The following is a 24414-nucleotide window of genomic DNA, read 5'->3' as shown; positions in this document are numbered from 1 at the left end:
ATAGAAAATGCGATATTCCGATGATTTAGTGGAAGAGATTCGTATGAAAAATGACATCGTAGATGTGATATCCGGCTACGTAAAGCTGACAAGAAGAGGAAGCTCTTACTTTGGGCTCTGCCCGTTCCACAATGAGAAGTCTCCTTCTTTTTCTGTCAGCCCCGGAAAGCAGATGTATTACTGCTTCGGATGCGGAGCCGGAGGAAATGTCTTTACGTTTTTGATGGAATATGAAAACTTTACGTTTGTGGAAGCTTTGAAATTTCTGGCGGACCGGGCCGGGGTGGAGCTTCCGCAGATGGAGTATTCGAAAGAAGCAAAGGAGCAGGCCGATTTAAAGAATACGCTGCTGGAGATCAACAAGCAGGCGGCGAAATTCTATTATTATCAGCTCCACACCGAGCGCGGAAAGCAAGGCTACGATTACCTGAAGGGGCGCGGCCTTTCGGATGATACGATTCGAAAATTCGGCCTTGGCTATTCAGATAAGTATGGAAGCCTGCTGTACCGTTTCTTAAAAGAAAAAGGGTATGACGATGAAATCCTGCGTCAGTCGGGCCTTTTTCTGGCGGACGAGGTGCATGGCATGCAGGACAAGTTCTGGAACCGTGTCATTTACCCGATCATGGATGCCAACAGCCGTGTCATCGGCTTCGGAGGCCGTGTGATGGGGGATGGAAAGCCGAAATACCTGAACTCGCCGGAGACAAAGATTTTCGATAAGAGCCGCAATCTCTACGGGCTGCATCTGGCGCGCTCTTCACGGAGAAAAAATCTGATTATCTGCGAGGGCTATATGGATGTAATTTCCATGCACCAGGCAGGATTCAATAACGCGGTAGCTTCTCTTGGAACAGCGCTCACATCGCTGCAGGCGGGGCTGATGAAGCGGTATACCGACGAGGTTCTTGTGATCTATGACAGCGATGAGGCAGGCGTCAAAGCGGCGCTTCGTGCGATTCCGATGCTCAAAGGGGTTGGTCTTACAACGCGTGTCGTCAATTTGAGACCGTATAAGGACCCGGATGAGTTTATTCAGCACGAGGGCTGCGAAGCGTTCGAAAAACGTCTGGAAGAGGCGGAGAACAGCGTTTTGTATGAGATCCGCATGAAGGAACGCGATTTCGACCTTGCCGACCCGCAGGGCAAATCCGATTTCCTGCATGAGGCGGTGCGCCGTCTCGTTGCAATCGAGGATGAGATCGAGCGGAACAGTTATCTTGAGGCAGTGGCGGGAAAATACGGGATTGCCGTCGAAGTACTGCGAAAGCAGGTCGGTCAGATGGCACTATCAGGAGCCGGAAGGACGGAGCGTGTCAAGCCGCGGAATACAGCCGCAAACAAAAAAGAGAAAGAGGGCGGTGTCGAAAAAGCACAGAAGCTGATGCTGACATGGATGACCTCTTATCCGGCACTCATTGGAAAGCTGGAAAAATATATTACGCCGGAGGATTTTACCACACCTCTTTACCGCCAGATTGCAGAGATGATTGTGCTGCAGTATCACGAGGGCGGGGTGAATCCGGCAAAGCTTTTGAATCAGTTTGTTGATTCCGAGGAGCAGAAAGAAGTTGCAGGCCTTTTTAATGCCAGAATCCCGCTGGAGACAGAGGAGGAAAAACGGCGCGCGCTGCATGATGTGATCTGCAATATGAAAGAAAACAGCATTGCGTATCAGTCGGCGCATATGAATGTGACCGATATGGCGGCGCTGCAGAAGCTGATGGCGGACAAAAAGAGCCTGGAGCGGTGGAGAGCAGGGGAACTTCCGGATTTCGCTTTTTAAGGAGGCCTGGATACCAAAGAAAAACCCTGGAATCTTCTGTTCTGCGTGTTTAATTTCGCAGGGCAGGGACAGAATATATACAAGCTATGGAAGGATGGACAGTCAATGGAGTTCGATAAAGCAAAATTTATGGAAAAATTAAAAGAGCTGGTAGCATACGGCAAAAAGAAAAAGAGCGTCCTGGAATATCAGGAAATCAACGACTTTTTCCGCGATATGCCGCTGGACGCGGAGCAGATGGAGAAGGTATTTGAATACCTGGAGGCAAGCGGCATCGATGTACTGCGTCTCTCAGACATGACCGAGGATCCAAATGCGGCAGACCGTGATCTTCTCCTTCTGGACGACGATGACATCGACCTTTCCGAAGAAGAAGAGATCGATATGGAGAACATCGACCTTTCCGTTCCGGAAGGCGTCAGCATTGAGGACCCGGTCCGCATGTACTTAAAAGAGATCGGTAAAGTGCCGCTTCTTTCTGCAGAGGAAGAGATTAAGCTGGCACAGAGAATGGAAGAGGGCGATGAGGATGCGAAAAAACGTCTGGCAGAGGCCAACCTTCGTCTCGTTGTTTCCATTGCAAAACGTTATGTCGGCCGCGGCATGCTGTTCCTGGATCTGATTCAGGAAGGTAACTTAGGCCTCATCAAAGCGGTTGAAAAATTCGATTACCGCAAGGGATACAAATTCTCCACCTATGCAACATGGTGGATCCGCCAGGCGATCACAAGAGCGATTGCAGACCAGGCGAGAACGATCCGTATTCCGGTTCATATGGTAGAGACCATCAACAAGCTGATCCGCGTTTCCCGTCAGTTACTGCAGGAGTTAGGCCGCGAACCTACTCCGGAAGAGATCGCAGAGGAGATGCACATGTCTGTAGAGCGTGTGCGTGAAATCCTGAAAATCTCCCAGGAACCGGTTTCCCTCGAGACACCAATCGGTGAGGAAGAGGACAGCCACCTCGGCGATTTCATCCAGGACGACAATGTGCCGGTACCGGCAGACGCGGCAGCATTCACGATGCTGAAAGAGCAGCTGGAGGATGTCTTAAGCACACTGACCGACCGTGAGCAGAAGGTTCTGCGTCTCCGTTTCGGACTTGACGATGGCCGTGCGAGAACCCTCGAAGAGGTTGGTAAAGAGTTTAACGTTACAAGAGAGCGTATCCGTCAGATCGAGGCGAAAGCGCTCCGTAAACTGCGCCATCCGAGCCGTTCCAGAAAGCTGAAAGATTACCTGGACTAATCTGCGAGGAAGAAAAGGACGACAGGAAAATGCAGTTATCAAAAAGACTTTCCGCAGTAGCGGAGTTTGTCACCCCGGGCGGCTGCCTAGTCGATGTGGGAACGGATCACGGCTATGTGCCGATTGCGCTGCTGGAACAGCAAAAAATTTCCTCCGCAATCGCCATGGATGTGAACCGCGGACCGCTGGAGCGGGCCAGGGAGCATATTGCGCAGTATAACATGGGGGACTACATAGAAACAAGACTTTCCGACGGACTCCATGCCCTGCGTGCGGGAGAGGGTGATTCTCTTCTCATCGCGGGCATGGGCGGCGGGCTTACCGTAAGAATTTTAAGCGAAGGTGAGCCGCTGCTGTCCGGTTTTCGGGAGCTGATCCTGGAGCCGCAGTCGGATATCGACCGCGTGCGTGCATGGCTTCTGGAACACGGATTTTTCCTTGCACAGGAGAATTTTGTAGAGGAGGATGGAAAATATTATCCGATTCTGCGGGCAGTGCCAGGGGAAAAGGAGAATCTGAAGGCGGAGGAGCTTTTCTATGGACCGCGCCTTCTGGAAAAGGAAAATCCGGTGCTGAGGGAATACCTTCTGAAACAGCAGGAGCAGAACCAGACGCTGATCCGCCAGCTTTCGGATCACTCCAGTGAAAAGGCAGCACAACGCCTTTGGGAATTAAAAGAAAAAGAGGCAGTACTGGAATCTGCGCTTGCGCGTTTCCATACGATGTAACGACAGCGTTTGCACAAGAGGGGCGTGTCTGAAAATTTCAGCAGTTGTAATTTTCGGGCGCGCCTTTTCTGTCACTTCTGAATTTTCAGAAAGTTTTGCAAGAAGGAGGAATTACAATTGATTCAGGTAACAATTGATGGAAAAGGATACGAATATCCGGAAAATTGCTCTTATTATGAGATTGCAAAGGATTTTGAAAAAACAATGGACGCGCCGATTGTCCTTGTGAAAGTGGACGGACGGCTGCGGGAGCTGCACAAACAGCTGAAAAAAGACTGTGAACTGGAATTTGTGACAACGGAGGATGAGATCGGACATAAAACGTATCAGAGGAGTCTTTCTCTTCTGCTGGTAAAAGCGGTGTATCATGTGGGAGGCTACGATAAGATCCGCCATGTGATGCTGCATTTTTCGGCGGGTTCGGGCTTTTTCTATACGGTGGACGGCGATATCACGCTGAATCAGGCGTTTTTGGACGAAGTAAAAGCGTATATGCATGAACAGGTGGAAAAGGCGGTGCCGATTTATAAGCGGAGTGTCGATACGCACGAGGCGAGAGAACGGTTCCGGCTGCATGGCATGACGGATAAAGACCGCTTGTTCCGTTACCGCCGTGTCTCCCGTGTGAATCTGTACAGTCTCGGGGATTTTGAAGACTATTATTATGGATTTATGACGTATGATACGAGTTATCTGAAGTATTTTGATCTCTATTTATACGATGACGGCTTTGTGCTGCAGATGCCGGAGAAAAAGGCGCCGGAGACGGTGCCGGCGGCGAATCTCTCCCCGAAGGTGTTCCAGGTGCAGCGGGAATCGGAGCGCTGGGGCGAGCAGATGGGAATTTCGACGGTTGCGGATCTGAATGAACGCATCACAAAGGGGAATATCCAGCAGATGATGCTGATTGCGGAGGCACTGCAGGAGCAGAAGATTGCGAAGATTGCGGAGCAGATCGCGGAGAAAAAGACGGTGAAGTTTGTGCTGATCGCGGGTCCGTCCTCTTCCGGCAAGACGACGTTCTGCAACCGGCTTTCGATCCAACTCTCGGCGCATGGGCTGACGCCGCATCCGATCAGTCTCGACAATTACTATGTGAACCGTGTGGATACGCCGCGGGATGAGAATGGGGAGTATGATTTTGAGTGCCTGGAGGCGCTGGATATTGATCTGCTGAACCAGGATATGACGAAGCTTCTGAATGGAGAGCGTGTGGAGCTGCCGTATTTTAATTTTAAGACGGGCAAGCGCGAGTACAAGGGGAATTTTATCCAGATGAAGGAGACGGATGTGCTGGTGCTGGAGGGCATCCATGGGCTGAATGAGAAACTGACGTGGTCGCTTCCGGCGGAGAGCAAGTTCCGGATTTATATCAGTGCGCTGACGCAGATTAATGTGGATGAGCACAACCGGATTCCGACGACGGACGGACGTCTGATCCGGCGGATGGTGCGCGACAGCCGGACGCGGGCAACGTCGGCGAAGGAGACGATTGCGATGTGGCCGTCGGTGCGCCGCGGCGAGGATCGGAATATTTTTCCGAACCAGGAGAAGGCGGATGTGATGTTTAATTCGGCGCTGGTGTATGAGCTTTCGGTGCTGAAGCTGTATGCGGAGCCGCTTTTGTTCCAGATTGAGGAGGGGGAGCCGGAGTATCAGGAGGCGAAGCGGCTGCTGAAGTTCCTGGATTATTTTGTCGGGGTGCCGATTGAGGATATTCCGAAAAACTCGATTCTGCGGGAGTTTGTGGGGGGAAGCTGCTTTGATGTGTGAAAGGCTGTTTTGTATGGCTTTGTGGGATCTGCGATTTGGGGATGGACAAGAAAGAGAGTTTGTGGTAAGATTATTAACTGTCTGATGTTCCGTTTTTGACAAAGTAAGATATGTAATCGCGGCTGGCAGGACCGAAAGGGGCCAGGTGAGGAAAGTCCGGGCTTCGCAGGGCAGGGTGCCGGATAACGTCCGGCGGAGGTGACTCCAGGGATAGTGCAACAGAGAGATACCGCCAGGTTTTTCCTGGTAAGGGTGGAAAGGCAGTGTAAGAGACTACCGTTTCTCTGGTAACAGAGAAAGCCATGTAAACCCCATCCGAAGCAAGACCGAATAGAAAACGTATATGGCTGCCCGTCATGTTTTCAGGTGGGTCGCTTAAGGGGACTGGCGACAGTTCCATTGGATAGATGATTACACACGACATAACCCGGCTTATCGTTTTGCTTTGCTTAAGACGGAAATTCAGGCATCTGGATAAAATAAGTACGCCGGGAACGGACACGAGTGGATTGTGTTCGTTCCCGGCGTACTTATTTTATCCGGCCATCCGGCGCAAGCCGCACATTCCCGCGGATCGCTGCATGGTGTGAAAAAATGCATGTCATGAAAGAAAAAATAAAGGAGACAGCAGGATGAAAGTGATATTGGCTTCGGGGTCACCCAGAAGAAGAGAGTTGATGGAGATGTTGGGAATACGGTGTAAGGTTCAGGCTTCAGGGGCGGAAGAAGTTGTGACGTCTGCGGAACCGGAGAAGGTTGTGGAGGAGCTTTCAAGGCTGAAATGTCTGGATGTTGCGGAGATTACCGAAGGGGATGCCGTTGTGATCGGGGCGGATACGGTTGTGGCTTTTGAAGGGGAGATCCTTGGCAAGCCGAAGGGGATAGAACATGCCAGAAGTATGATGCAGCAGTTGCAGGGAAGGGTGCATCAGGTGTATACTGGAGTTACGATTGCGGTAACAGAGGGGGACGCAAAGCGTGTGGTATCGTTCTGTGACCGTACAGATGTAGAGTTTTATGCGATGACAGAGGAGGAGATAAACGGGTATCTTGCTCTTGAGAAAGAGGGGGAGGCTCCTGTGTGGTCGGATAAGGCTGGAGGATACGGAATTCAGACGGTGTTTGGGACAAAGTTTGTGAAAGGAATCCAGGGAGACTATTATAATGTGATGGGACTGCCGGCGTCCCGGGTTTATCATGAGTTGAAAAATCTGGGCGTTCTGGAATAGAGGGAGGTAAGAGAAGATGAAAAAGTTTTCGGAAATTGAATACGTAAGGCCGGACATGGAGGCAGAGCAGGAAAAAGTAAGAGCGTATACGAAGGCGCTCAAAGAGGCAAAATCATATGAGGAGCTGCGCGGACTTTTTATGGAAGAAAAAACGCGCGAGGATGCCTGGACGACAATGGCGGAAGTGGCGCAGGTAAGATATACGGTGGACACCAGAGATTCGTTTTATGAAGGAGAGGTTCAGTTCTGGAATGAGACGATTCCGGCGATCCATCTGCTGATACAAAAGGCAGAGAAGGTGATTCTGGAGTCTCCGTTTATCAAAGAGTTTGCAGAGGAGTTCGGGGAATTCTTTGTGAAGAATATGGAGGTTGGCCAAAAATTAGCGGACGACTGTATCGTGGAGGATCTGATCGAAGAGGCGAATCTGACGCAGCAGTACAGTAAAATTACGGCGAATGCTTCGACGGAATTTAAGGGCGAAACGTGTAATTTTTATGGATTGCTGAAGGCGATGCAGAGTACGGACCGCCAGATGCGGAAAGAGGCGATGACGGCATGGGGAGATTTGTATGAAGAGATTTCCGGGGAGCTGGATGCGCTGTATGACAAGATGGTTCCGCTGCGCGATAAAATTGCGAAGAAGCTGGGATTTTCTTCTTACATTGAATTTATTTACCTGAGCTATGGAAGATACGATTATACGGCGGAGGATGTTGCAAGGTTCCGTGCGCAGGTGAAGGAGAAGATTGTACCGCTCTGCCTGGAGCTTCGGAAGGAGCAGGAGAAACGGCTTGGAGTGGACAGGCTGCATTATTACGATGAGGAGCTGATTTTCCCGGAAGGAAACGCGGTTCCGGAAGGAACGACGGAGGAACTGGTTGCGAAGGCGCAGAAGATGTACCATGAGCTGTCGAAAGAGACGGGTGAGTTCTTTGACTTTATGGTGGAGCATGAGCTGTTTGACCTGGAGACGAAGCCGGGAAAACAGACAGGCGGTTACTGCACATTTCTGAATACGTTCAAGGCGCCGTTCATCTTCTCCAACTTTAATGGTACGAGCGCGGACGTTGATGTTCTGACTCATGAGGCGGGCCATGCATTCGAGGCGTATACGGCGGCAAAACAGATTCCGTTTATGGATATGGTATTCCCGACAAGCGAGGTGGCGGAGATTCACTCGATGACAATGGAGCATTTCGCATACCCCTGGATGAATGCATTCTTTGGAGAGAAAGCAGATGATTACCGTTATGCGCACCTGATGAGCGCGCTGGAAGTGATTCCGTACATGGTATGTGTGGATGAGTTCCAGCATAAGGTATTTGAAAATATCGGCATGACGGCCAAGGAGCGCCGTGCGATCTGGCATCAGTTAGAGCTGACCTATATGCCATGGAGAAATTATGACGGCCACAAGTTCCTCGAGGAGGGCGGTTTCTGGATGCAGAAGCAGCATATCTTTGTGAACCCGTTCTATTATATTGATTATGCGCTGGCACAGATCTGTGCTTTCCAGTTCTTTGAGCGTTCCAAAAAAGAGCCGGAAAAGGCGTGGGACGATTATTACCGTCTCTGCCAGGCAGGCGGAAGCAAGGGATATTTTGCACTGCTGGAGCTGGCAGGACTGAAGAATCCGTTCGTGGATGGAACGGTGGAAGAAGTCGTTGCGGGACTGAAGCCCTATTTAAAACGAAAAGTAAAGTATACGATCCGTCCGGTAAAAGAGGAAGATCTGAAAAAGGTAGCCGAGGTGGAGGCGCTATGCTTCCCGGCTGCCGAGGCGGCAGGTTATGAAGACTTCATGGAGCGGTACAAAACCTGCAAAAACAGCTTTTTTGTGGCGGAAACTGAAGACGGCGAAATCGCAGGCTTCTGCAATGGCTGCTGTGCGGATACCGATTATCTGGCGGATGCACTCTACCATGACGCCACGCTGCACAACCCGGACGGCGATTATCAGATGATTTTCGGACTGGACGTCAATCCGAAGTTCCAGAAACAGGGCATTGGAGAAGCACTGATGCGTCATATGGTAAAAAGCGCAGGAGAGCGTGACAAAAAAGCCGTTGTTCTTACGTGCAAGGATCATATGATTCCATTCTACAAAAGGATCGGATACGAATATATCGAACTTTCCGACTCGACGCATGGCGGTGCAAAATGGCATAAGATGATGTACCGTTTCTAAAAAGAAATGGAAAGCAAAAAGGGCAGAACAGGGAGATACGAAATTTCTCTGTTCTGCCTTATTTTTCAAAAAAACAGGGCTCTTAACGAAGGCTTTTTCTCAGTAACGGAGTAAATTTCAGAAAAAAATACAAAAAAATAGTAAAAAAGCAGTTGACATCTAACGTACGTTAGCATATACTAACAACTGAAATAGAGATGAAACTCATTATCATACACAGGAGGTAATTGACTATGCCTTTAACGATGGCAAATCCAGGCGAATGTTACACAATCAGAAAAGTCGGCGGAAAAGAAGAGACCAGAAGATTTCTTGAAAATCTTGGCTTCGTCGTTGGCGGAAACGTGACAGTCGTATCGGAAATCGACGGCAATCTCATCGTGAATGTGAAAGATTCCAGGGTGGCCGTTGGAAAAGATATGGCAGCCAAAATCCTGATTTGATAGGAAAGAAGGAGAGAAGATGAAGACTTTAAAAGAGACTTCCGTAGGAGAAACCGTTAAAGTTGTAAAACTCAACGGCTCCGGTCCGGTCAAAAGAAGAATCATGGATATGGGAATCACCAAGGGTGTTGACGTATTCGTGCGCAAAGTTGCTCCGCTCGGCGATCCGGTCGAAGTAACCGTCAGAGGATACGAATTATCCTTAAGAAAAGCAGATGCCGAAATGATTGAAGTAGAGTAAATTTTTTTTGCCTGCTTGTTAGCGGATGCTAACAAAAGCAAGCTGTAGCCAATATTGGTAAGGCTTGTGAAGTTATTAAAATCAGTAAAAATCAAAGAAAGAGGGGCATGGAAAAAATGGCAATTAAGATTGCACTCGCAGGAAACCCGAACTGCGGTAAGACAACATTGTTCAATGCACTGACAGGCTCCAACCAGTTCGTAGGAAACTGGCCAGGTGTAACCGTCGAGAAAAAAGAAGGAAAGCTCAAAGGCCACAAAGATGTCACCATCATGGACCTTCCGGGTATCTATTCTTTATCTCCGTATACACTGGAGGAAGTGGTAGCCAGAAATTACCTGATTAATGAAAGACCGGATGCGATCCTGAACATCGTAGATGGTACCAACATTGAGCGTAACCTTTATCTGTCCACACAGATCATGGAACTTGGTATTCCGGTGATCATGGCTGTCAATATGATGGATATTGTTGAAAAGAACGGAGACAAAATACATATCGACAAACTGGCGAAAAAGCTGGGCTGTGAAGTTGTAACCATCTCTGCGCTGAAAGGAACCGGAATCAAAGAAGCTGCTGATAAAGCAGTACAGATCGCACAGAAAAAAGGTGCTGCTGTACCGGTTCACGAGTTTGACAAGGATGTGGAGGCAGTCATCCGCACCGTTGAGAGCAAACTCGGAAGTGATATTGTAAATGAGCAGAAACGCTTCTTTGCAATCAAACTTCTGGAGAAAGATGATAAGATCACAGAGCAGATGAAATCCGTTCCGGATGTATCTGCCGAGATCAAACAGCTGGAAGACAAGTTTGATGATGATACCGAGAGTATTATTACAAACGAGCGTTACGTTTATATTTCCAGCATCATCGGCGACTGTGTCACAAAGAACAAGAAAAACGCCATGACAACATCGGATAAGATCGACCGGATCGTAACTAACCGCTGGCTGGCACTTCCGATCTTCGCGGTTGTTATGTGGGTTGTATATTATGTATCTGTCACAACAGTAGGTACTTTTGTAACGGACTGGACCAACGATGTACTCTTTGGAGAGATCATTCCGCCGGCCATTGAAAATCTGCTGAACGCGATCCACTGCGCTGACTGGCTGCAGGGTCTGATTCTCGATGGTATCGTAGCCGGTGTTGGTGCCGTACTTGGATTCGTACCGCAGATGCTGGTACTGTTCCTGTTCCTGGCATTTCTGGAGTCCTGCGGTTACATGGCGCGTGTTGCATTCATCATGGACCGTATCTTCCGTAAATTTGGACTTTCCGGAAAATCCTTCATTCCGATGCTGATCGGAAGTGGCTGCGGTGTTCCTGGTATCATGGCTTCCCGTACCATCGAGAATGACCGTGACCGTAAAATGACCATCATGACAACAACGTTTGTACCTTGTGGAGCAAAACTTCCAATCATCGCCCTGATCGCAGGCGCCCTGTTTAATGGAGCTTCCTGGGTTGCACCAAGTGCTTACTTCGTTGGTATCGCAGCAATCATCTGCTCCGGTATCATCCTGAAAAAAACAAAACTGTTCGCCGGTGATCCGGCTCCGTTTGTTATGGAGCTTCCGGCTTACCACTGGCCGACGGTAAGCAACGTTCTTCGCAGCATGTGGGAGCGTGGCTGGTCCTTCATCAAAAAAGCCGGTACCATCATCCTGATGTCCACCATCGTTCTGTGGTTCCTGATGAACTTCGGATGGGTTGACGGATCTTTCGGAATGCTGGAAGCCGAGCAGTTAAATGACAGTATCCTGGCTTCCATCGGAAGCGTGATCGCTCCTCTGTTTGCACCTCTTGGATGGGGCGACTGGAAGATGGCTGTTGCAGCTGTTTCCGGACTGATCGCAAAAGAGAACGTTGTTGGTACCTTTGGTATCCTGTTTGGCTTTGGTGAAGTTGCAGAAGACGGTGCCGAGATCTGGGGACAGCTCGCAGGAAGCTTATCTACGGTAGCAGCTTATTCTTTCCTGGTATTCAACCTTCTGTGCGCACCGTGCTTCGCAGCAATGGGTGCAATCAAACGTGAGATGAACAATACCAAATGGTTTTTTACTGCAATCGGATATCAGACACTGCTTGCCTATGTTGTATCCCTGTGCATTTATCAGATCGGTAACCTGTTCATCGGCGGCGGTTTTGGAATCGGAACGGTAGTTGCTGTTCTGCTCATCATTGGATTTGTATATCTGCTGGTAAGACCTTACAAAGAGAGCGCAACTCTGAGCGTTTCCACCAACAAAATGTTCAGCAAATAATTGCTGTGACAGATAGAGAACATGTATCTGATGAAGAGTCCGTATCCGGCATCCGCTGCAGGATGCGGACTCTTTTGAAAAGAAAGGAGTTGTTTCTATGGGAACTTTTATCACACTTGTAGTCGTTGTTGGTCTGGTAGGACTTGCAGTACGCAGTATGATTAAAGATAAAAAAAGTGGCAAGGGAAGCTGTGGTGGTAACTGCGGGCAGTGCAAGGGACATTGCGACTGACAGGACAGGAATCATCATCAGGAGGTAGAACGTATGCCGCAGGAACAGACAAAGCATGAAGCCAGAAATTATCACAGAACACAGATGAAGCGAGAACTGATTATTCAGAAGCTCCGGGAACAGGGATGCAGAATAACCAGACAGAGACGGATTCTGCTCGATATTATCCTGGAAGAGGAGTGCTCCTGCTGTAAAGAAATTTACTATAAAGCTCTGCAGAAAGACAGCAGCATCGGGCCTGCTACGGTGTATCGCATGGTGAATACACTGGAGAGCATCGGTGCAATCAGCCGCAAAAATTTTTACAAGATTGCCTGTGGAGAAGAATGCTTCAAAGATCAGGGCTGTACCGTAGAACTGAGCGATCATACCATCTGCCGCTTAAGCGGAGAGATGTGGATGGACGTGATGAAATCCGGACTGAAGGCAAAGGGCTATATTCAGAATCAGGATATTGAAAATGTGATTGTTTCAGCGGTGGAAGGCTGAAAAACGGGGAAAACGGGTGAAAATTCCTTCCGTTTTCCCTGTTTTAATGAAAATAATTATCAAAAAGAACTGTACGTATTGTCTAACCGAGCAGGTGAGTGCTATACTGTGAACCACAGCGGGGGAAAATGTAAAATTCAGGAAAAATTTATTTTAATAACAGGAGGAAATGTAATATGACAATCAAAGATTTAAAACATCCAGGACTTTTCGCAGCAGGAGTATTATTCGGAACAGCAGGTATCAAAGCACTGTCCAGCAAGGATGCGAAAAAACTTTACACCAACTGCACCGCAGCTGTTCTTCGTGCAAAGAAAGTTGTTATGGATACGGTAACGACCATCCAGGAGAATGCGGAGGACATCTATGCTGACGCAAAACAGATCAACGAAGAGCGTGAAGCAGCAGAAGAGGCAGTAGAGGATGTAGCTGAAGAGACAGCAGAGGAAGCTGTTGAAGCAGAAGCAGAGGATACGGTTGAGGCATAAGCTGTACACAGCAACATCTGATTTACGTCGTATTCATACGGAAAAAACAAAACGCCTGCAGAATTCTCTGCAGGTGTTTTTCTAGGAGGCATAAGATTTGAAATTTTATATTAAACACGAAAGCAGAGGCAGAATCCGAATCCATCTGGCACAGAAGCGCATGTCCTCCGTACAGGCAGAGACACTGCTGTACTATCTGCAGAATCAGAACCAGGTATCTTTCGCGAAGGTATATGACAGAACCGGCGATGCCGTGATCTGTTACGAGGGAGAACGAGCCGCTGTGATTCGGATGATACAGCTCTTCCACTACGAGGAAGTAGAGCTGCCGACCGGACTGCTTGAGAGCTCCGGCAGAGCGTTAAACAACGAATATCAGGAAAAGCTGATCAGCAAAGTGATTTACCACTTTGGAAGAAAATGGCTTCTTCCGGCACCGATCCGTGCCATCTATACTACGGTTGTTTCCGTAAAATATATCTGGAAAGGAATCCAGACACTGGCACAGGGAAAGATCGAAGTTCCGGTTCTTGATGCAACCGCAATCGGTGTTTCGATGCTCCGCGGCGACTATGGAACCGCAGGCTCTGTCATGTTCCTGCTCGGCGTAGGAGAGCTGCTTGAGGAATGGACGCATAAAAAATCCGTCGGAGATCTGGCACGCAGCATGTCGCTGAACGTCGGAAAGGTATGGCTGAAAAAAGACGGCCAGGAAATTCTCGTTCCGTCTGAAAAAATTGTTGCGGGCGACGAGATTGTCGTACATATGGGAAATCTGATTCCATTCGACGGCGAGGTATCCAACGGCGAGGGTATGGTAAACCAGGCTTCTCTGACCGGAGAATCTGTTCCGGTACGCCGTACCTTAGGTTCCGTTGTCTATGCGGGAACGGTTCTTGAGGAGGGCGAGCTTACCATTCTTGTGAAGCAGACCGGCGGATCCAGCCGTTACGAGAAGATTACCGCGATGATCGAAGAGTCCGAGAAACTGAAATCCGGACTGGAGAGCAAGGCAGAGCATCTGGCAGACCGTCTTGTACCGTATTCCCTTGGTGGAACGGCGTTGACGTATCTTCTGACCAGAAATGCAACGAAAGCACTCTCTATTTTGATGGTGGACTTCTCCTGTGCGTTAAAACTTGCCATGCCGATTTCCGTTCTCTCTGCAATCCGCGAGGCAAACCAGCACAAGATCACCGTAAAGGGCGGTAAATTCCTGGAGGCTGTGGCGGAAGCGGATACGATCGTTTTCGATAAGACTGGAACACTGACAAAAGCGCAGCCGACCGTAGCAGAGGTGGTATCCTTCAGCGAAACAAAGAGCACGGATGAGCTTCTGCGCATCGCAGCCTGCCTGGAAGAGCATTTTCCGCATTCCATGGCAAAAGCCGTAGTAGACGCGGCAAAAGAGAAACATCTGGATCACGAGGAGATGCACTCCAAAGTAGAATATATCGTTGCACACGGTATTTCTACAACGATCAATGGCAAAAAAGCGATTATTGGAAGTTATCACTTCGTATTTGAGGATGAGAACAGTATCATTCCGGAAGGAATGGAAGAGAAGTTCCGTCATCTGCCGGAGGAGTATTCTCATCTCTATCTTGCCTTAGAAGGTGTACTTGCAGCAGTTATCTGCATTGAGGATCCGCTTCGTCCGGAGGCGGCCGAAATTATCCGTCAGCTGAAAAAAGCAGGTCTGAAAAAGATCGTCATGATGACCGGAGACAGCGAGCGCACGGCAAAAGCGATCGCGAAGAAGGTCGGCGTGGACGAGTACTATGCTGAGGTACTGCCGGAGGATAAGGCAAACTTTGTGGAGAAAGAAAAAGCAGAGGGACGTAAAGTCATTATGATCGGTGACGGTATTAACGATTCACCGGCACTTTCTGCCGCAGACGTTGGAATCGCCATCAGCGAGGGCGCAGAGATTGCGCGTGAGATCGCGGATATCACCGTTGCCGCAGACGATCTGGCAGAAATTCTGGTGCTTCGTATGCTGAGCAACCGTCTGATGAAACGGATTCATAAGAATTACCGCTTTATCGTTACGTTCAATGCCGGACTGATTCTGCTCGGCGTGGGCGGCATTTTACAGCCAACCACTTCCGCACTGCTTCACAATACATCTACTCTTTACATTGGCTTAAAGAGTATGGGTAACCTGCTGGACGAGCCGGTATAAAAAACAGAACAGAATAGCAACGGGAAAGCCGCTGGAGTCTTCTTCTTAAGATTCCAGCGGCTTTTTAACAAAAGCAGGGAAAGTCTCTGCTTCCATTGCGAATATTCTTTCACCAGCGTGATGTGAAAAAGAAAATGATACAATTTTCTCAAGAAAAGCCGGAAAAATTTGCAGGATATCCTTGACAAAATCCGACAAAAACGGTATGATATACCCAACAGTTAGATGTAGCTAACTAAAGTACAACGGATAAAACCAAAAATCATACGGGATCCCGGTAGAGGGATTCTTTCTTAAAACACAGGAGTTAGAATAAACTAATTTCAAGTAGCATAAGATAACAACAGAAAGGCAGGTAGAGAAGATGAGTGTCGTAATTATCGGTGGAAATGAAAGAATGGTGTGTCAATATACAGATATCTGTAAAGACTATGGATGTAAAGCAAAGGTGTTCCCGAAAGAGCATGGCTCCGTTAAGAAAAAAATCGGGAATCCGGATCTGATGATTCTCTTTACCAACACCGTATCCCACAAAATGGTCATCACTGCTTCCCAGGAAGCAAAGAAAAACAATATTCCGATCGCAAGAATCCATACCAGCAGTGCCACCGCACTTCGCTCGGTATTAGATGAGCACTGCGCAGCAGCAATGTAAGAAGGAGACGTAAAAGGCATGATTGAGAGATTTTTGATCGAACACTGTTCGGCAACGCTGGCTTCCATCAAAGCCGCAAATTTATGTAATATGACATTTTCATCCAAAGAAGAACTGGAAGATCAGATTTCATACTGGAGTGCCTGTCTGGAACCAAAAGGAATTCGCATCTTTGTATTGCGGGAGCATGAGACGAGAGCACTGGTCTATGTGTACCGTGAAGGGCTTCTCCAGAAGGAGCTGGAAAATCCGGAGAATGCAGCGTTTTTAAAATCCTATGGATATGAAAATACAGACATTGCTTATGCACTGAATCGCCTAAAAACCCGGGTGGCAGAGTGTAAAGAAGGATTTCCGCATGAGATCGGTGTGTTTCTCGACTATCCGCTCGGTGATGTGATCGGTTTTATTGAGAACAAAGGCCACAATTATAAATGCAAGGGATGCTGGAAGGTCTATTGCAATGAGTGCGAAACACAGAAAACATTTCAGCGCTATCAGAAATGCAGAAACGTGTATCTGCGTCTCTGGAAGCAGGGAAGAAGCGTTTTACAGCTCACCGTAGCTGTTTAACATAAAATCCTGCATACCATAAAAAGGGCAGTAGGATCGGGGAAAGAAAAATCCCCCGGAATCAGAAAATAAAGAAAGAAGGATTTGAAACATGAGCAAAGTAGCAGTAGTTTATTGGAGTGGAACCGGCAACACAGAAATGATGGCACAGAAAGTAGCAGAGGGAGCAAAAGAGGCAGGCGCAGAAGTTTCTGTTCTGACTTGCGCAGATTTCTCTGCGGATGATGTAGATGCATACGATGCAATCGCTTTCGGATGCCCGGCTATGGGGGCAGAAGAGCTGGAAGATACCGAGTTCGAGCCAATGTTCTCCGCATGTGAATCCAAACTCTCCGGAAAGAAAATCGCTCTGTTTGGCTCCTATGGATGGGGAGACGGCGAGTGGATGCGCACCTGGGAAGAAAGCTGCAAAAATGATGGCGCCGAGCTGGTATGCGACAGCGTGATCTGCGCAGACGCGCCAGATGATGAAGCTGAGGCAGCATGCATTGCACTTGGAAAAGCACTCTGCTAAGCATAAATAAAAAGGAAGAAAAAGCGGCAGCCCTTTTGTCTGGGACTGCCGCTTTTTTTTCGGACAGGGAGAAAGACTCGCTGTCATTTGGCTGTTAAAATTCGGTATCATCCGCATCGGATGGCCGTGACGGTTTTAAAAGAATTCCGTTGATTTCCACTTCATCGGCTGCCTCGATCAGAATATACGGTGTTCCGTCGATCGTACGGGTTTCGATGAGCTGGGCCTTTTCCGGGCTGACTTTGATGATAACATCCGGGGTGCGGATCTCGTAGTTCCGTGTACTGGCCACGTTCGAGGCAACGAAGCTTGCTTTCTCATCCGCAATGGATTCGTACTTCTCGTCGAACTCGTCAAGCTGTTCATTCGGTACGCCGCTGCTGGCGAGCAGACGTTTTACCTCGTGTTTATCGAGCACCACCGGTTCCGGATCGTCTTTCCGTTCTTCAATCATGGTATTTAAGTTCTCCTGAATGGTCATAACAGTAGAAAAATCACAGGCGCAATCGAGAGTTTCTTCTATAATAGACTGAAACGTTTCTTTCTGAGATTTCGCGGAGAGTGGCGCCTGACAGCCCAGGAAGTGGTCGAGAAAGTCCGGCTGATCCATCTCTGCGTTTTTCGTGAAATACAGCAGATTGTGGATATCCGTGTTGCGGTCTGTGAAGGCAGGGAAGAGAAAACCGTTTTCCGGTGCGCCGACCACCCAGTCCTGCACGCGGTTTTCAATCGTGTTGTGGGACACATTGTAGAAGAGTCCCGGTTTGTCAAGCTTTACCGGGCAGATGCTGCAGAGGATAAATTCATAGACGTAATCGGAAGCATCGTCCATATCCAGATTATCCGAAGCGCGTCCCGGTACATCGTAGGCACCATGGATCAGAATAATATAGTAGTTTTCCGGATAGAGATAATCCGCCATCACCTTTTCATAAAATTCATCAATCAGCGCTTCGTCCTTCAGCTCACTGTTGCGGAGTTTTAAGAGAAACTCCTGTGTGCCGCCCTCACTTTCCTGGGAGAGCGGGAACTCCATATTCAGCAGATTCTTTCCGATGGTACCGGAGAGGGTGCTTTTAAAAATCTTAAAATATTTAAACATTTCTTCCTCTTCGAGAGAGAGAAACGCTTCTTTTAATTTTGTCTTAATATTCTTTTCCGCATCCACATAGCATCCGCAGATTCGCGTGATCGCACAGTGGGATGGGGTAAACAGTTTTTTAATTTCAGCAATTTCCTTTTTGTTCATATAAAATGCTCCTTTATCAGCAATTTCGTATCTTAGACAAGTACTTTCTATTATAGACCATAGGGAAGGGAAAAGGCAAGAAAGAAAATGGCGACTATATCTTTTTACACTTTAAATATAATTTCAAAAATCTTGACAGAGGTACCGATTCTGTTATACGATTAGGTCTAATAAAGGGGAGTAATTTAAGTTTGAAAATTTGCGTTTGCAAGTCTTCCGATTATTCAGCTGCTTAAATGGATACGCATGAAATTAAGAAAAAGAGGAGAATGACAGTGGATATAAGTAAAAAATCTGTAAAAAAAATCCGGGAACTTATTGTGTTTACAGCATTTCTTGTGGTCGCGCTGTGGAAGTTTAATGTGGTACTCGATGTGTTGAAAGCAATATGGGGGATCGTATTTCCATTTGTACTTGGCGGAGCGATCGCATTTGTGACCAACGTGCCAATGAGCTTTTTGGAAAAGAAAATTTTTGGAAGGGCAAAAAAAGAAAATAAGATAGTCGAAAAACTGGCAAGACCAATAAGCCTGTTCCTCACGATCGTATTTGCGGTTGGCGTGATTGTACTGGTGATGTTTGGTGTGATTCCGCAGCTTACGCGGACAATAGGAACCCTGATGATGAGTATCGCTGATTTTATTCCGCAGATGCAAAGCTGGATCCGGGAGTTTTCCCATAATAACCAGGAAATCATGAAGCTTGTAGATCAGGTACAGTTTAATCCGGATCAGGCGATCAAGTGGGGGATAAGCCTACTTGGAAATGGTGCAGGAAATATGATGAATATCACAATGTCAGCAGTGGGTTCCATAGTTAGTGGATTGGCAGCCTTTTTTGTTGCATTTTCCTTTGCCTGCTATGTCCTTTTTCAGAAGGAAACGCTGCAGGTGCAGATTCGAAAAGTATTTTTCGCTTTTCTTCCAAAGGAAAAAGCAGATGCTTTTCTTAAAGTCTGCTCTCTGACTTATCGGACATTTGCAAATTTTCTTACAGGTCAGTGTCTGGAAGCCGTGATCCTTGGCTGTATGTTTGTTGTGATATTGAGTATTTTGAGGATGCCATATGCACTTTTGATTGGAGTTTTAATTGCGTTTACGGCATTGATCCCGATTTTCGGAGCCTTCATCGGGTGTGCAGTGGGAAGCTTTTTGATCTTTATGGTAAATCCGAAACAGGCAATTTTATTTATTATAGTATTTCTGGTGCTGCAGCAGATCGAGGGAAATCTGATCTATCCTCATGTTGTGGGTGAGTCTGTAGGGCTTCCGTCGATTTGGGTTCTTGCAGCAGTTACGATCGGCGGAAATCTTATGGGAATTGTAGGTATGCTTGTTTTCATTCCGTTGCTTTCCGTGTTTTATACTATTTTTCGGGAATTCGTATATCTGCATCTGAAAAAAAAGCATATCAAACAGGTGACAAAGACAGAAATAGAAGAAGATACGGCGGAAGAAATGGTAAATAGTGACATATCAGAGGTGAAATGATAGAATCCCGTACTTTGACGGCTGTATGGTGATAAAACGGTTACAAACCCAGTAAATATGGGTATTGTGGCCGTTTTTTTTGTAGATAATTATGCAACCGTCAAATTTCCGGGTGTTTTTATAGCAATCCCGGAAAATAATGCAAAAATTCAGCGCAGCAGAACGTGAATTACTGCGTCACAGATTTTCATGTCTTAGACAAGTACTTCCTATTATAGAGCACTGGGAAGGGAAAAGGCAGGAAAAAAATGGACAATGGATATTACAACTGTCTTGTCACATGATAAAAGTTGTGGTATACTAAGCGCTAAAGTGTTAAAAAAATATCACGATTCAGGGTTCTGAATCGTGATAGTAAAAATAGGAAGGAAACAAAACCAATGGATACCAGAAGAGAAAAGCTGGAAGCATTAAAGAAAGAAAAAAACGCCGTCATCATGGCACACTATTACGTGCCGGATGAAGTGCAGGAAATTGCCGATTACATCGGAGATTCGTATTACTTAAGCGACATGGCGACGAAAGTGGACGCCAGTGTTATCGTTCTCTGCGGCGTTCGTTTCATGGGTGAGAGCGCCAAAATCTTAAACCCGGGCAAAAAAGTACTGCTCCCGGATCTGCATGCCGACTGCCCGATGGCTCACATGGCAGCGATTGAAAAAATCGAGGAAGTCCGGAAAGAGTACCCGGATGTGGCTGTCGTATGCTATGTCAATTCCACCGCGGAATTAAAAAGTCATTCCGACGTCTGTGTCACATCCTCCAATGCAGTAAAAATTGTAAAAGAACTGCCGAACCACGACATCTTCTTTATCCCCGATGAGCATCTTGGTACCTATGTGGCTGAGCAGGTGCCGGAGAAACATATCATCTTAAATGACGGTTTCTGTCACGTACATGCTGCCATCCGTCCGGAAGCTGCAAAGGCTGCAAAGGAAGCGCGTCCGCAGGCAAAGCTTCTCGTTCACCCGGAGTGCAGAAGTGAAGTCGTTGCACTTGCCGATTACGTCGGAAGCACCGCAGGCATCATCAAATATGCCGAGGCAAGTAAAAATACCGAGTTTCTCGTTGCAACCGAGCTTGGCGTTTTCGCAGAGCTGAAAAAGCGCTGCCCGGATAAGAAGTTTTATGCAGTGGGAAATACGCAGATCTGCCCAAATATGAAAAAAGTAACATTGGACAAATTAATAGAAGCACTGGAAAACGAGGAGAATGAAGTTCTGTTAAGCGAACAGGAAATTTCAGACGCACATGCGCCGCTGTTAAGAATGCTCGAGCTTGCAAAGTAACAAAATGAGCAGAACGCAGAAGCGGAAAAGAGGAAATGAAATGAAAAAGTATTATGATGCAGTGATTGTAGGATGCGGTGTGGCAGGATGTTTTGCGGCACTTCATCTGCCCCAGGAAGCCGATATTCTGATGATAACAAAAGCAGATACCGAGGACAGCGACTCCTTCCTCGCACAGGGCGGTATCTGTGTTCTGAAAAACGAAGACGATTACGATGCGTTCTATGAGGATACGATGCATGCCGGCCACTATGAAAATACGCCGGAATCCGTCGACATTATGATCCGTTCTTCCCGGAATGTCATCAATCAGCTTATCGCCTGGGGTGTGGATTTCCGCCGCGATGAAAACGGGGAACTCTGCTATACGAAAGAAGGCGCACATTCTACCAATCGCATCTTGTTCCACGACGATGTAACCGGAAAGGAGATTACGAGCAAGCTTCTCGCGCAGGTAAAAAAGCTGCCGAACGTGACGCTTCTTGCGCACACGGAAATGTGTGATATTCTTTCCTGCAAAAATGTCTGCGAGGGTGTTTTGATCCGGGATGAAGAAGGAAAGCTGATTCCGGTTTATGCCAGGGATGTGATCTGGGCATGCGGTGGCATCGGCGGAATTTACGATAATTCCACGAACTTCCCGCATCTGACCGGAGATGCACTTGCAATTGCAATCCACAGGAACGTAGCACTGAAAAATGTCAATTACGTACAGATTCATCCAACAACGCTGTATTCCCAAAAGAAAGGCCGCCGTTTTCTGATTTCCGAATCTGTCCGCGGAGAGGGCGCTGTTTTGCTCGATAAAAACGGTGAGCGTTTCACCAATGAGTTGCAGCCGCGTGACGTGGTATCCCGTGAGATTCACCGCCAGATGGAAAAGGATCACACGAAGCACGTATGGCTTTCCCTGAAAACGATTCCGCTTGATGTAAAAGAACGGTTCCCGAATATTTACCAGAAATGCCTGGAAGAGGGATATGATATCACGAAAGAACCGATTCCGGTTGTACCGGCACAGCATTACTTTATGGGCGGCGTCAAGGTAGACAGCAATAGCGAAACGACGATGGATCATCTGTACGCAGCAGGTGAGACGAGCTGCAACGGCGTGCACGGTGCAAACCGTCTGGCAAGCAATTCTCTGCTGGAGAGCCTTGTATTCGCAGAACGCGCGGCAAAGAAGATGGCTGCCGAATGGGCCGCAGAGGGTCTTACAGAGAACGCAGACCGCAAAGAAACGGCAACGGAGCCGAAGGAAGATGAATGGAAGCTCCTTGCAAAACGGTACGATATTAGAAAAGAAGATTACCAGAATATGGAAGAATATGCAGAACGCTGCAAAGAGAGCATCTGGGATGCGATCAGAAAGGAAGATGAATATGAATCCAATCACAAGAACACTAAATGTGGATAATCTGCTGCTTTTGGCACTGCAGGAAGATATCTCCAGTGAAGATGTAACCACGAATGCTGTCATGCCAGAAGCCTGCCAGGGAACGGTACAGCTTCTCTGCAAACAGGACGGCGTCATTGCCGGTATGGAAGTATTTGCAAGAGTATTTACTCTGCTCGATGAGAAAACCGAGATTATTCCGTATGTGAAAGACGGCGATGAAGTCAAAAAAGGCGATCTGCTCGCAACCGTAAACGGCGATATCCGTGTTCTGCTGTCCGGTGAGAGAACCGCGCTCAATTATCTGCAGCGGATGAGCGGAATCGCAACGTATACGAGAAGCGTTGCGAAGCTGCTCGAAGGTTCCAAAACGACCCTTCTCGATACCAGAAAAACGACCCCGAATATGCGTATTTTTGAAAAATATGCAGTCAAAATCGGTGGCGGCCAGAATCACCGCTACAATCTGTCCGATGGCGTTCTGTTAAAGGACAACCATATTGGAGCTGCAGGCAGTGTCACAAAAGCGATCGAGATGGCACGCGATTATGCTCCGTTTGTGCGCAAGATTGAAGTCGAGTGCGAAAATATTGATATGGTCCGCGAAGCAGCAGATGCAGGTGCCGACATTATCATGCTCGACAATATGACTCCGGCGCAGATGAAAGAGGCGGTAGCCGTCATCAACGGCAGAGCAAAAACCGAGTGCTCCGGAAATGTGACAAAAGAAAATATCGCCACGATCCTCGACACCGGCGTAGACTATGTTTCCAGCGGTGCACTGACGCATTCTGCACCGATTCTTGATGTATCATTGAAAAATCTGCATCCAGTAGAATAAGTATAAAAATAGGAATCATTTCCTTATAGATATAAAAATCGCGAAATAAAAAAGCTTCTGTTCCTCCCGGAAAAAGGGAAGAACAGAAGCTTTTTTAAACAGGAAACTTCGTTGAATTTTCTTATAAAAAATTCTCCGGGTTTAGATTCCTTTCTGAAACAGGAGAAAGGAATATCCGATCGGAATCAAAACCAGCGCTGCGATCGTGAGAAATAAAATCCATTCAAGCTGCAGAAAGCTGTTTACGATCATGGCAACGCCGCCGATGATCCAAACCCAGCCGGCGAGGCGGTGAGTGCGGTTCCAGTTTTCCTGACTGTGAAGGGTCCATGGAACCTTGATGCCGGTTGTGTAGTTCTGTTTGCATTTTGGCATGTAATTGCCGATGAGAATAAAGAGAAGGCCGACAATCCCATTGCTAACAAAACCGATATCAACTGCGATGCCGACTGCGTTTGCGTAGATGGAGCAGCAGATTATCAGGGAGGTTACAGGTATGATCCACAGAACAAGACGGATCATCTTCGGGCCGATGTTCTGCCGCTTCGGATCAGAAAAAGTGAGAACAGCGGTAAAAATCTGCAGAGCGGCAAGAAACAGAGGAATACCGATCACTGCCATCGTTTTGCTGCTCCAGCCGTTTGGAACATTGTTTGTGCCAAAATGGGTGGCAATGGTGTCCGGCATGCGATTCCAGAGCAGAAGTCCGATCACCATCGGAAAAAGAGAAATGAGTGTTGTCAGAATCAGTGTTGTTTTATATTTTTTCCACATCAGAAGTGCCTCCTTTGAGCTCTGAAATCCAGAGCATGATTTCTTCCAGGACGGAAGTGTTGAGTTCATAATAAATAAAATTTTTCTCCCGGGATTCCAGCACAAGATCTGCTTTTTTCAGAATACCGAGATGGTAGGAGATGGTTGCACCTGCCATATCAAAGTGCGATCCGATCTCCCCGGCAGAAAGTCTTTCGTTTTTCAGAAGCTCCAGAATCCTTCGCCGGACAGGATCGGAGAGAGCTTTAAACGTTTCTGCGAATGCCATGGAAACCTCCTTTCCGGCAGTATGAATGCAAATTAATTAGAAATTCATCTAAATACTTTTTATCA

Annotated in this window: 23 protein-coding genes and 1 other RNA gene; 21 read left to right on the top strand and 3 right to left on the bottom strand. The window is 47.5% G+C overall.

Going from position 1 to position 24414, the window contains the following annotated elements:
- The first annotated feature begins 7 nt into the window (after positions 1-7).
- The 17 genes from dnaG (at position 8) to DW743_RS12550 (ending at position 17042) form a co-directional block, all read left to right on the top strand.
- Positions 8-1786 carry a DNA primase gene (gene dnaG / locus DW743_RS12630; RefSeq protein ID WP_117761775.1) on the top strand — a complete coding sequence of 593 codons (1779 nt, stop codon included), beginning with the start codon at positions 8-10 and terminating at the stop codon, positions 1784-1786.
- Between the two features lie 105 nt (positions 1787-1891).
- Positions 1892-3034 (top strand): RNA polymerase sigma factor RpoD, encoded by a 1143-nt coding sequence (gene rpoD / locus DW743_RS12625; RefSeq protein WP_055218884.1) that lies wholly within the window; start codon positions 1892-1894, stop codon positions 3032-3034.
- A gap of 29 nt (positions 3035-3063) precedes the next feature.
- The gene (locus DW743_RS12620) at positions 3064-3762 is read left to right on the top strand and encodes a tRNA (adenine(22)-N(1))-methyltransferase (protein ID WP_117761774.1); all 699 of its coding nucleotides are present in this window, start codon (positions 3064-3066) and stop codon (positions 3760-3762) included.
- A 117-nt stretch (positions 3763-3879) separates the two neighbouring features.
- Positions 3880-5535, top strand: coding sequence for a nucleoside kinase (locus DW743_RS12615; protein WP_243004582.1), 1656 nt, complete (start codon positions 3880-3882; stop codon positions 5533-5535).
- Between the two features lie 100 nt (positions 5536-5635).
- Positions 5636-5986: RNase P RNA component class A (gene rnpB / locus DW743_RS12610), an RNA gene on the top strand.
- Positions 5987-6167: 181 nt separating this feature from the next.
- Positions 6168-6764, top strand: a complete 597-nt coding sequence (locus DW743_RS12605; protein ID WP_117510305.1) for a Maf family protein — start codon at positions 6168-6170, stop codon at positions 6762-6764.
- A 16-nt stretch (positions 6765-6780) separates the two neighbouring features.
- Entirely contained in the window at positions 6781-8955 is a 2175-nt protein-coding gene (locus DW743_RS12600; RefSeq protein WP_117761773.1) for a M3 family oligoendopeptidase, read from the top strand.
- 233 nt (positions 8956-9188) lie between these two features.
- Complete coding sequence (locus tag DW743_RS12595; RefSeq protein ID WP_022462744.1) at positions 9189-9398, top strand: FeoA family protein; 210 nt, start codon at positions 9189-9191, stop codon at positions 9396-9398.
- Positions 9399-9417: 19 nt separating this feature from the next.
- Positions 9418-9639, top strand: coding sequence for a FeoA family protein (locus DW743_RS12590; protein ID WP_022462745.1), 222 nt, complete (start codon positions 9418-9420; stop codon positions 9637-9639).
- A gap of 116 nt (positions 9640-9755) precedes the next feature.
- Positions 9756-11906: a ferrous iron transport protein B gene (feoB, locus tag DW743_RS12585; protein WP_022462746.1), complete on the top strand. Its 2151-nt coding sequence runs from the start codon at positions 9756-9758 to the stop codon at positions 11904-11906.
- Positions 11907-12003: 97 nt separating this feature from the next.
- Entirely contained in the window at positions 12004-12138 is a 135-nt protein-coding gene (locus DW743_RS12580; RefSeq protein ID WP_022462747.1) for a FeoB-associated Cys-rich membrane protein, read from the top strand.
- A 33-nt stretch (positions 12139-12171) separates the two neighbouring features.
- A complete protein-coding gene (locus DW743_RS12575; protein WP_022462748.1) occupies positions 12172-12627 on the top strand; it encodes a transcriptional repressor in 456 nt (151 codons plus the stop codon).
- A gap of 176 nt (positions 12628-12803) precedes the next feature.
- A complete protein-coding gene (locus DW743_RS12570; RefSeq protein ID WP_022462749.1) occupies positions 12804-13115 on the top strand; it encodes a DUF6110 family protein in 312 nt (103 codons plus the stop codon).
- 97 nt (positions 13116-13212) lie between these two features.
- Positions 13213-15300 carry a heavy metal translocating P-type ATPase gene (locus DW743_RS12565; protein ID WP_117761772.1) on the top strand — a complete coding sequence of 696 codons (2088 nt, stop codon included), beginning with the start codon at positions 13213-13215 and terminating at the stop codon, positions 15298-15300.
- A 364-nt stretch (positions 15301-15664) separates the two neighbouring features.
- Positions 15665-15955: a DUF2325 domain-containing protein gene (locus DW743_RS12560; protein ID WP_022462751.1), complete on the top strand. Its 291-nt coding sequence runs from the start codon at positions 15665-15667 to the stop codon at positions 15953-15955.
- Between the two features lie 18 nt (positions 15956-15973).
- Entirely contained in the window at positions 15974-16528 is a 555-nt protein-coding gene (locus DW743_RS12555) for a DUF3793 family protein (protein ID WP_117761771.1), read from the top strand.
- Positions 16529-16619: 91 nt separating this feature from the next.
- The gene (locus tag DW743_RS12550; protein WP_022462753.1) at positions 16620-17042 is read left to right on the top strand and encodes a flavodoxin; all 423 of its coding nucleotides are present in this window, start codon (positions 16620-16622) and stop codon (positions 17040-17042) included.
- 94 nt (positions 17043-17136) lie between these two features.
- Here the strand turns inward: DW743_RS12550 and DW743_RS12545 are convergent, their stop codons facing one another.
- Positions 17137-18291 (bottom strand): DUF4317 domain-containing protein, encoded by a 1155-nt coding sequence (locus DW743_RS12545; RefSeq protein WP_117761770.1) that lies wholly within the window; start codon positions 18289-18291, stop codon positions 17137-17139.
- Positions 18292-18566: 275 nt separating this feature from the next.
- Between DW743_RS12545 and DW743_RS12540 the strand changes: the two genes are divergently transcribed.
- From DW743_RS12540 to nadC, 4 genes are all read left to right on the top strand, one after another.
- A complete protein-coding gene (locus DW743_RS12540) occupies positions 18567-19781 on the top strand; it encodes an AI-2E family transporter (protein ID WP_243002094.1) in 1215 nt (404 codons plus the stop codon).
- Between the two features lie 380 nt (positions 19782-20161).
- The gene (nadA, locus tag DW743_RS12535) at positions 20162-21070 is read left to right on the top strand and encodes a quinolinate synthase NadA (protein ID WP_117761768.1); all 909 of its coding nucleotides are present in this window, start codon (positions 20162-20164) and stop codon (positions 21068-21070) included.
- 40 nt (positions 21071-21110) lie between these two features.
- Positions 21111-22487 carry an L-aspartate oxidase gene (locus tag DW743_RS12530; RefSeq protein WP_117761767.1) on the top strand — a complete coding sequence of 459 codons (1377 nt, stop codon included), beginning with the start codon at positions 21111-21113 and terminating at the stop codon, positions 22485-22487.
- On the top strand, positions 22453-23307 hold the full coding sequence (gene nadC / locus DW743_RS12525; protein WP_117761766.1) for a carboxylating nicotinate-nucleotide diphosphorylase: 855 nt from the start codon (positions 22453-22455) through the stop codon (positions 23305-23307). The genes DW743_RS12530 and nadC overlap by 35 nt, the downstream gene beginning before the upstream one ends.
- Before the next feature lie 141 nt (positions 23308-23448).
- Here nadC and DW743_RS12520 read toward each other — a convergent pair whose 3' ends face one another.
- Positions 23449-24081: an SdpI family protein gene (locus tag DW743_RS12520; RefSeq protein WP_055267355.1), complete on the bottom strand. Its 633-nt coding sequence runs from the start codon at positions 24079-24081 to the stop codon at positions 23449-23451.
- Positions 24065-24349 (bottom strand): autorepressor SdpR family transcription factor, encoded by a 285-nt coding sequence (locus DW743_RS12515; protein WP_022462759.1) that lies wholly within the window; start codon positions 24347-24349, stop codon positions 24065-24067. The genes DW743_RS12520 and DW743_RS12515 overlap by 17 nt, the downstream gene beginning before the upstream one ends.
- Between the last annotated feature and the right edge of the window lie 65 nt (positions 24350-24414).

It is taken from the genome of Blautia sp. AM28-27 (assembly GCF_003480905.1).
In the GTDB taxonomy this organism is placed as follows: Bacteria; Bacillota; Clostridia; order Lachnospirales; family Lachnospiraceae; genus Fusicatenibacter; species Fusicatenibacter saccharivorans.
This window is presented reverse-complemented; position numbering and strand designations above follow the sequence as displayed.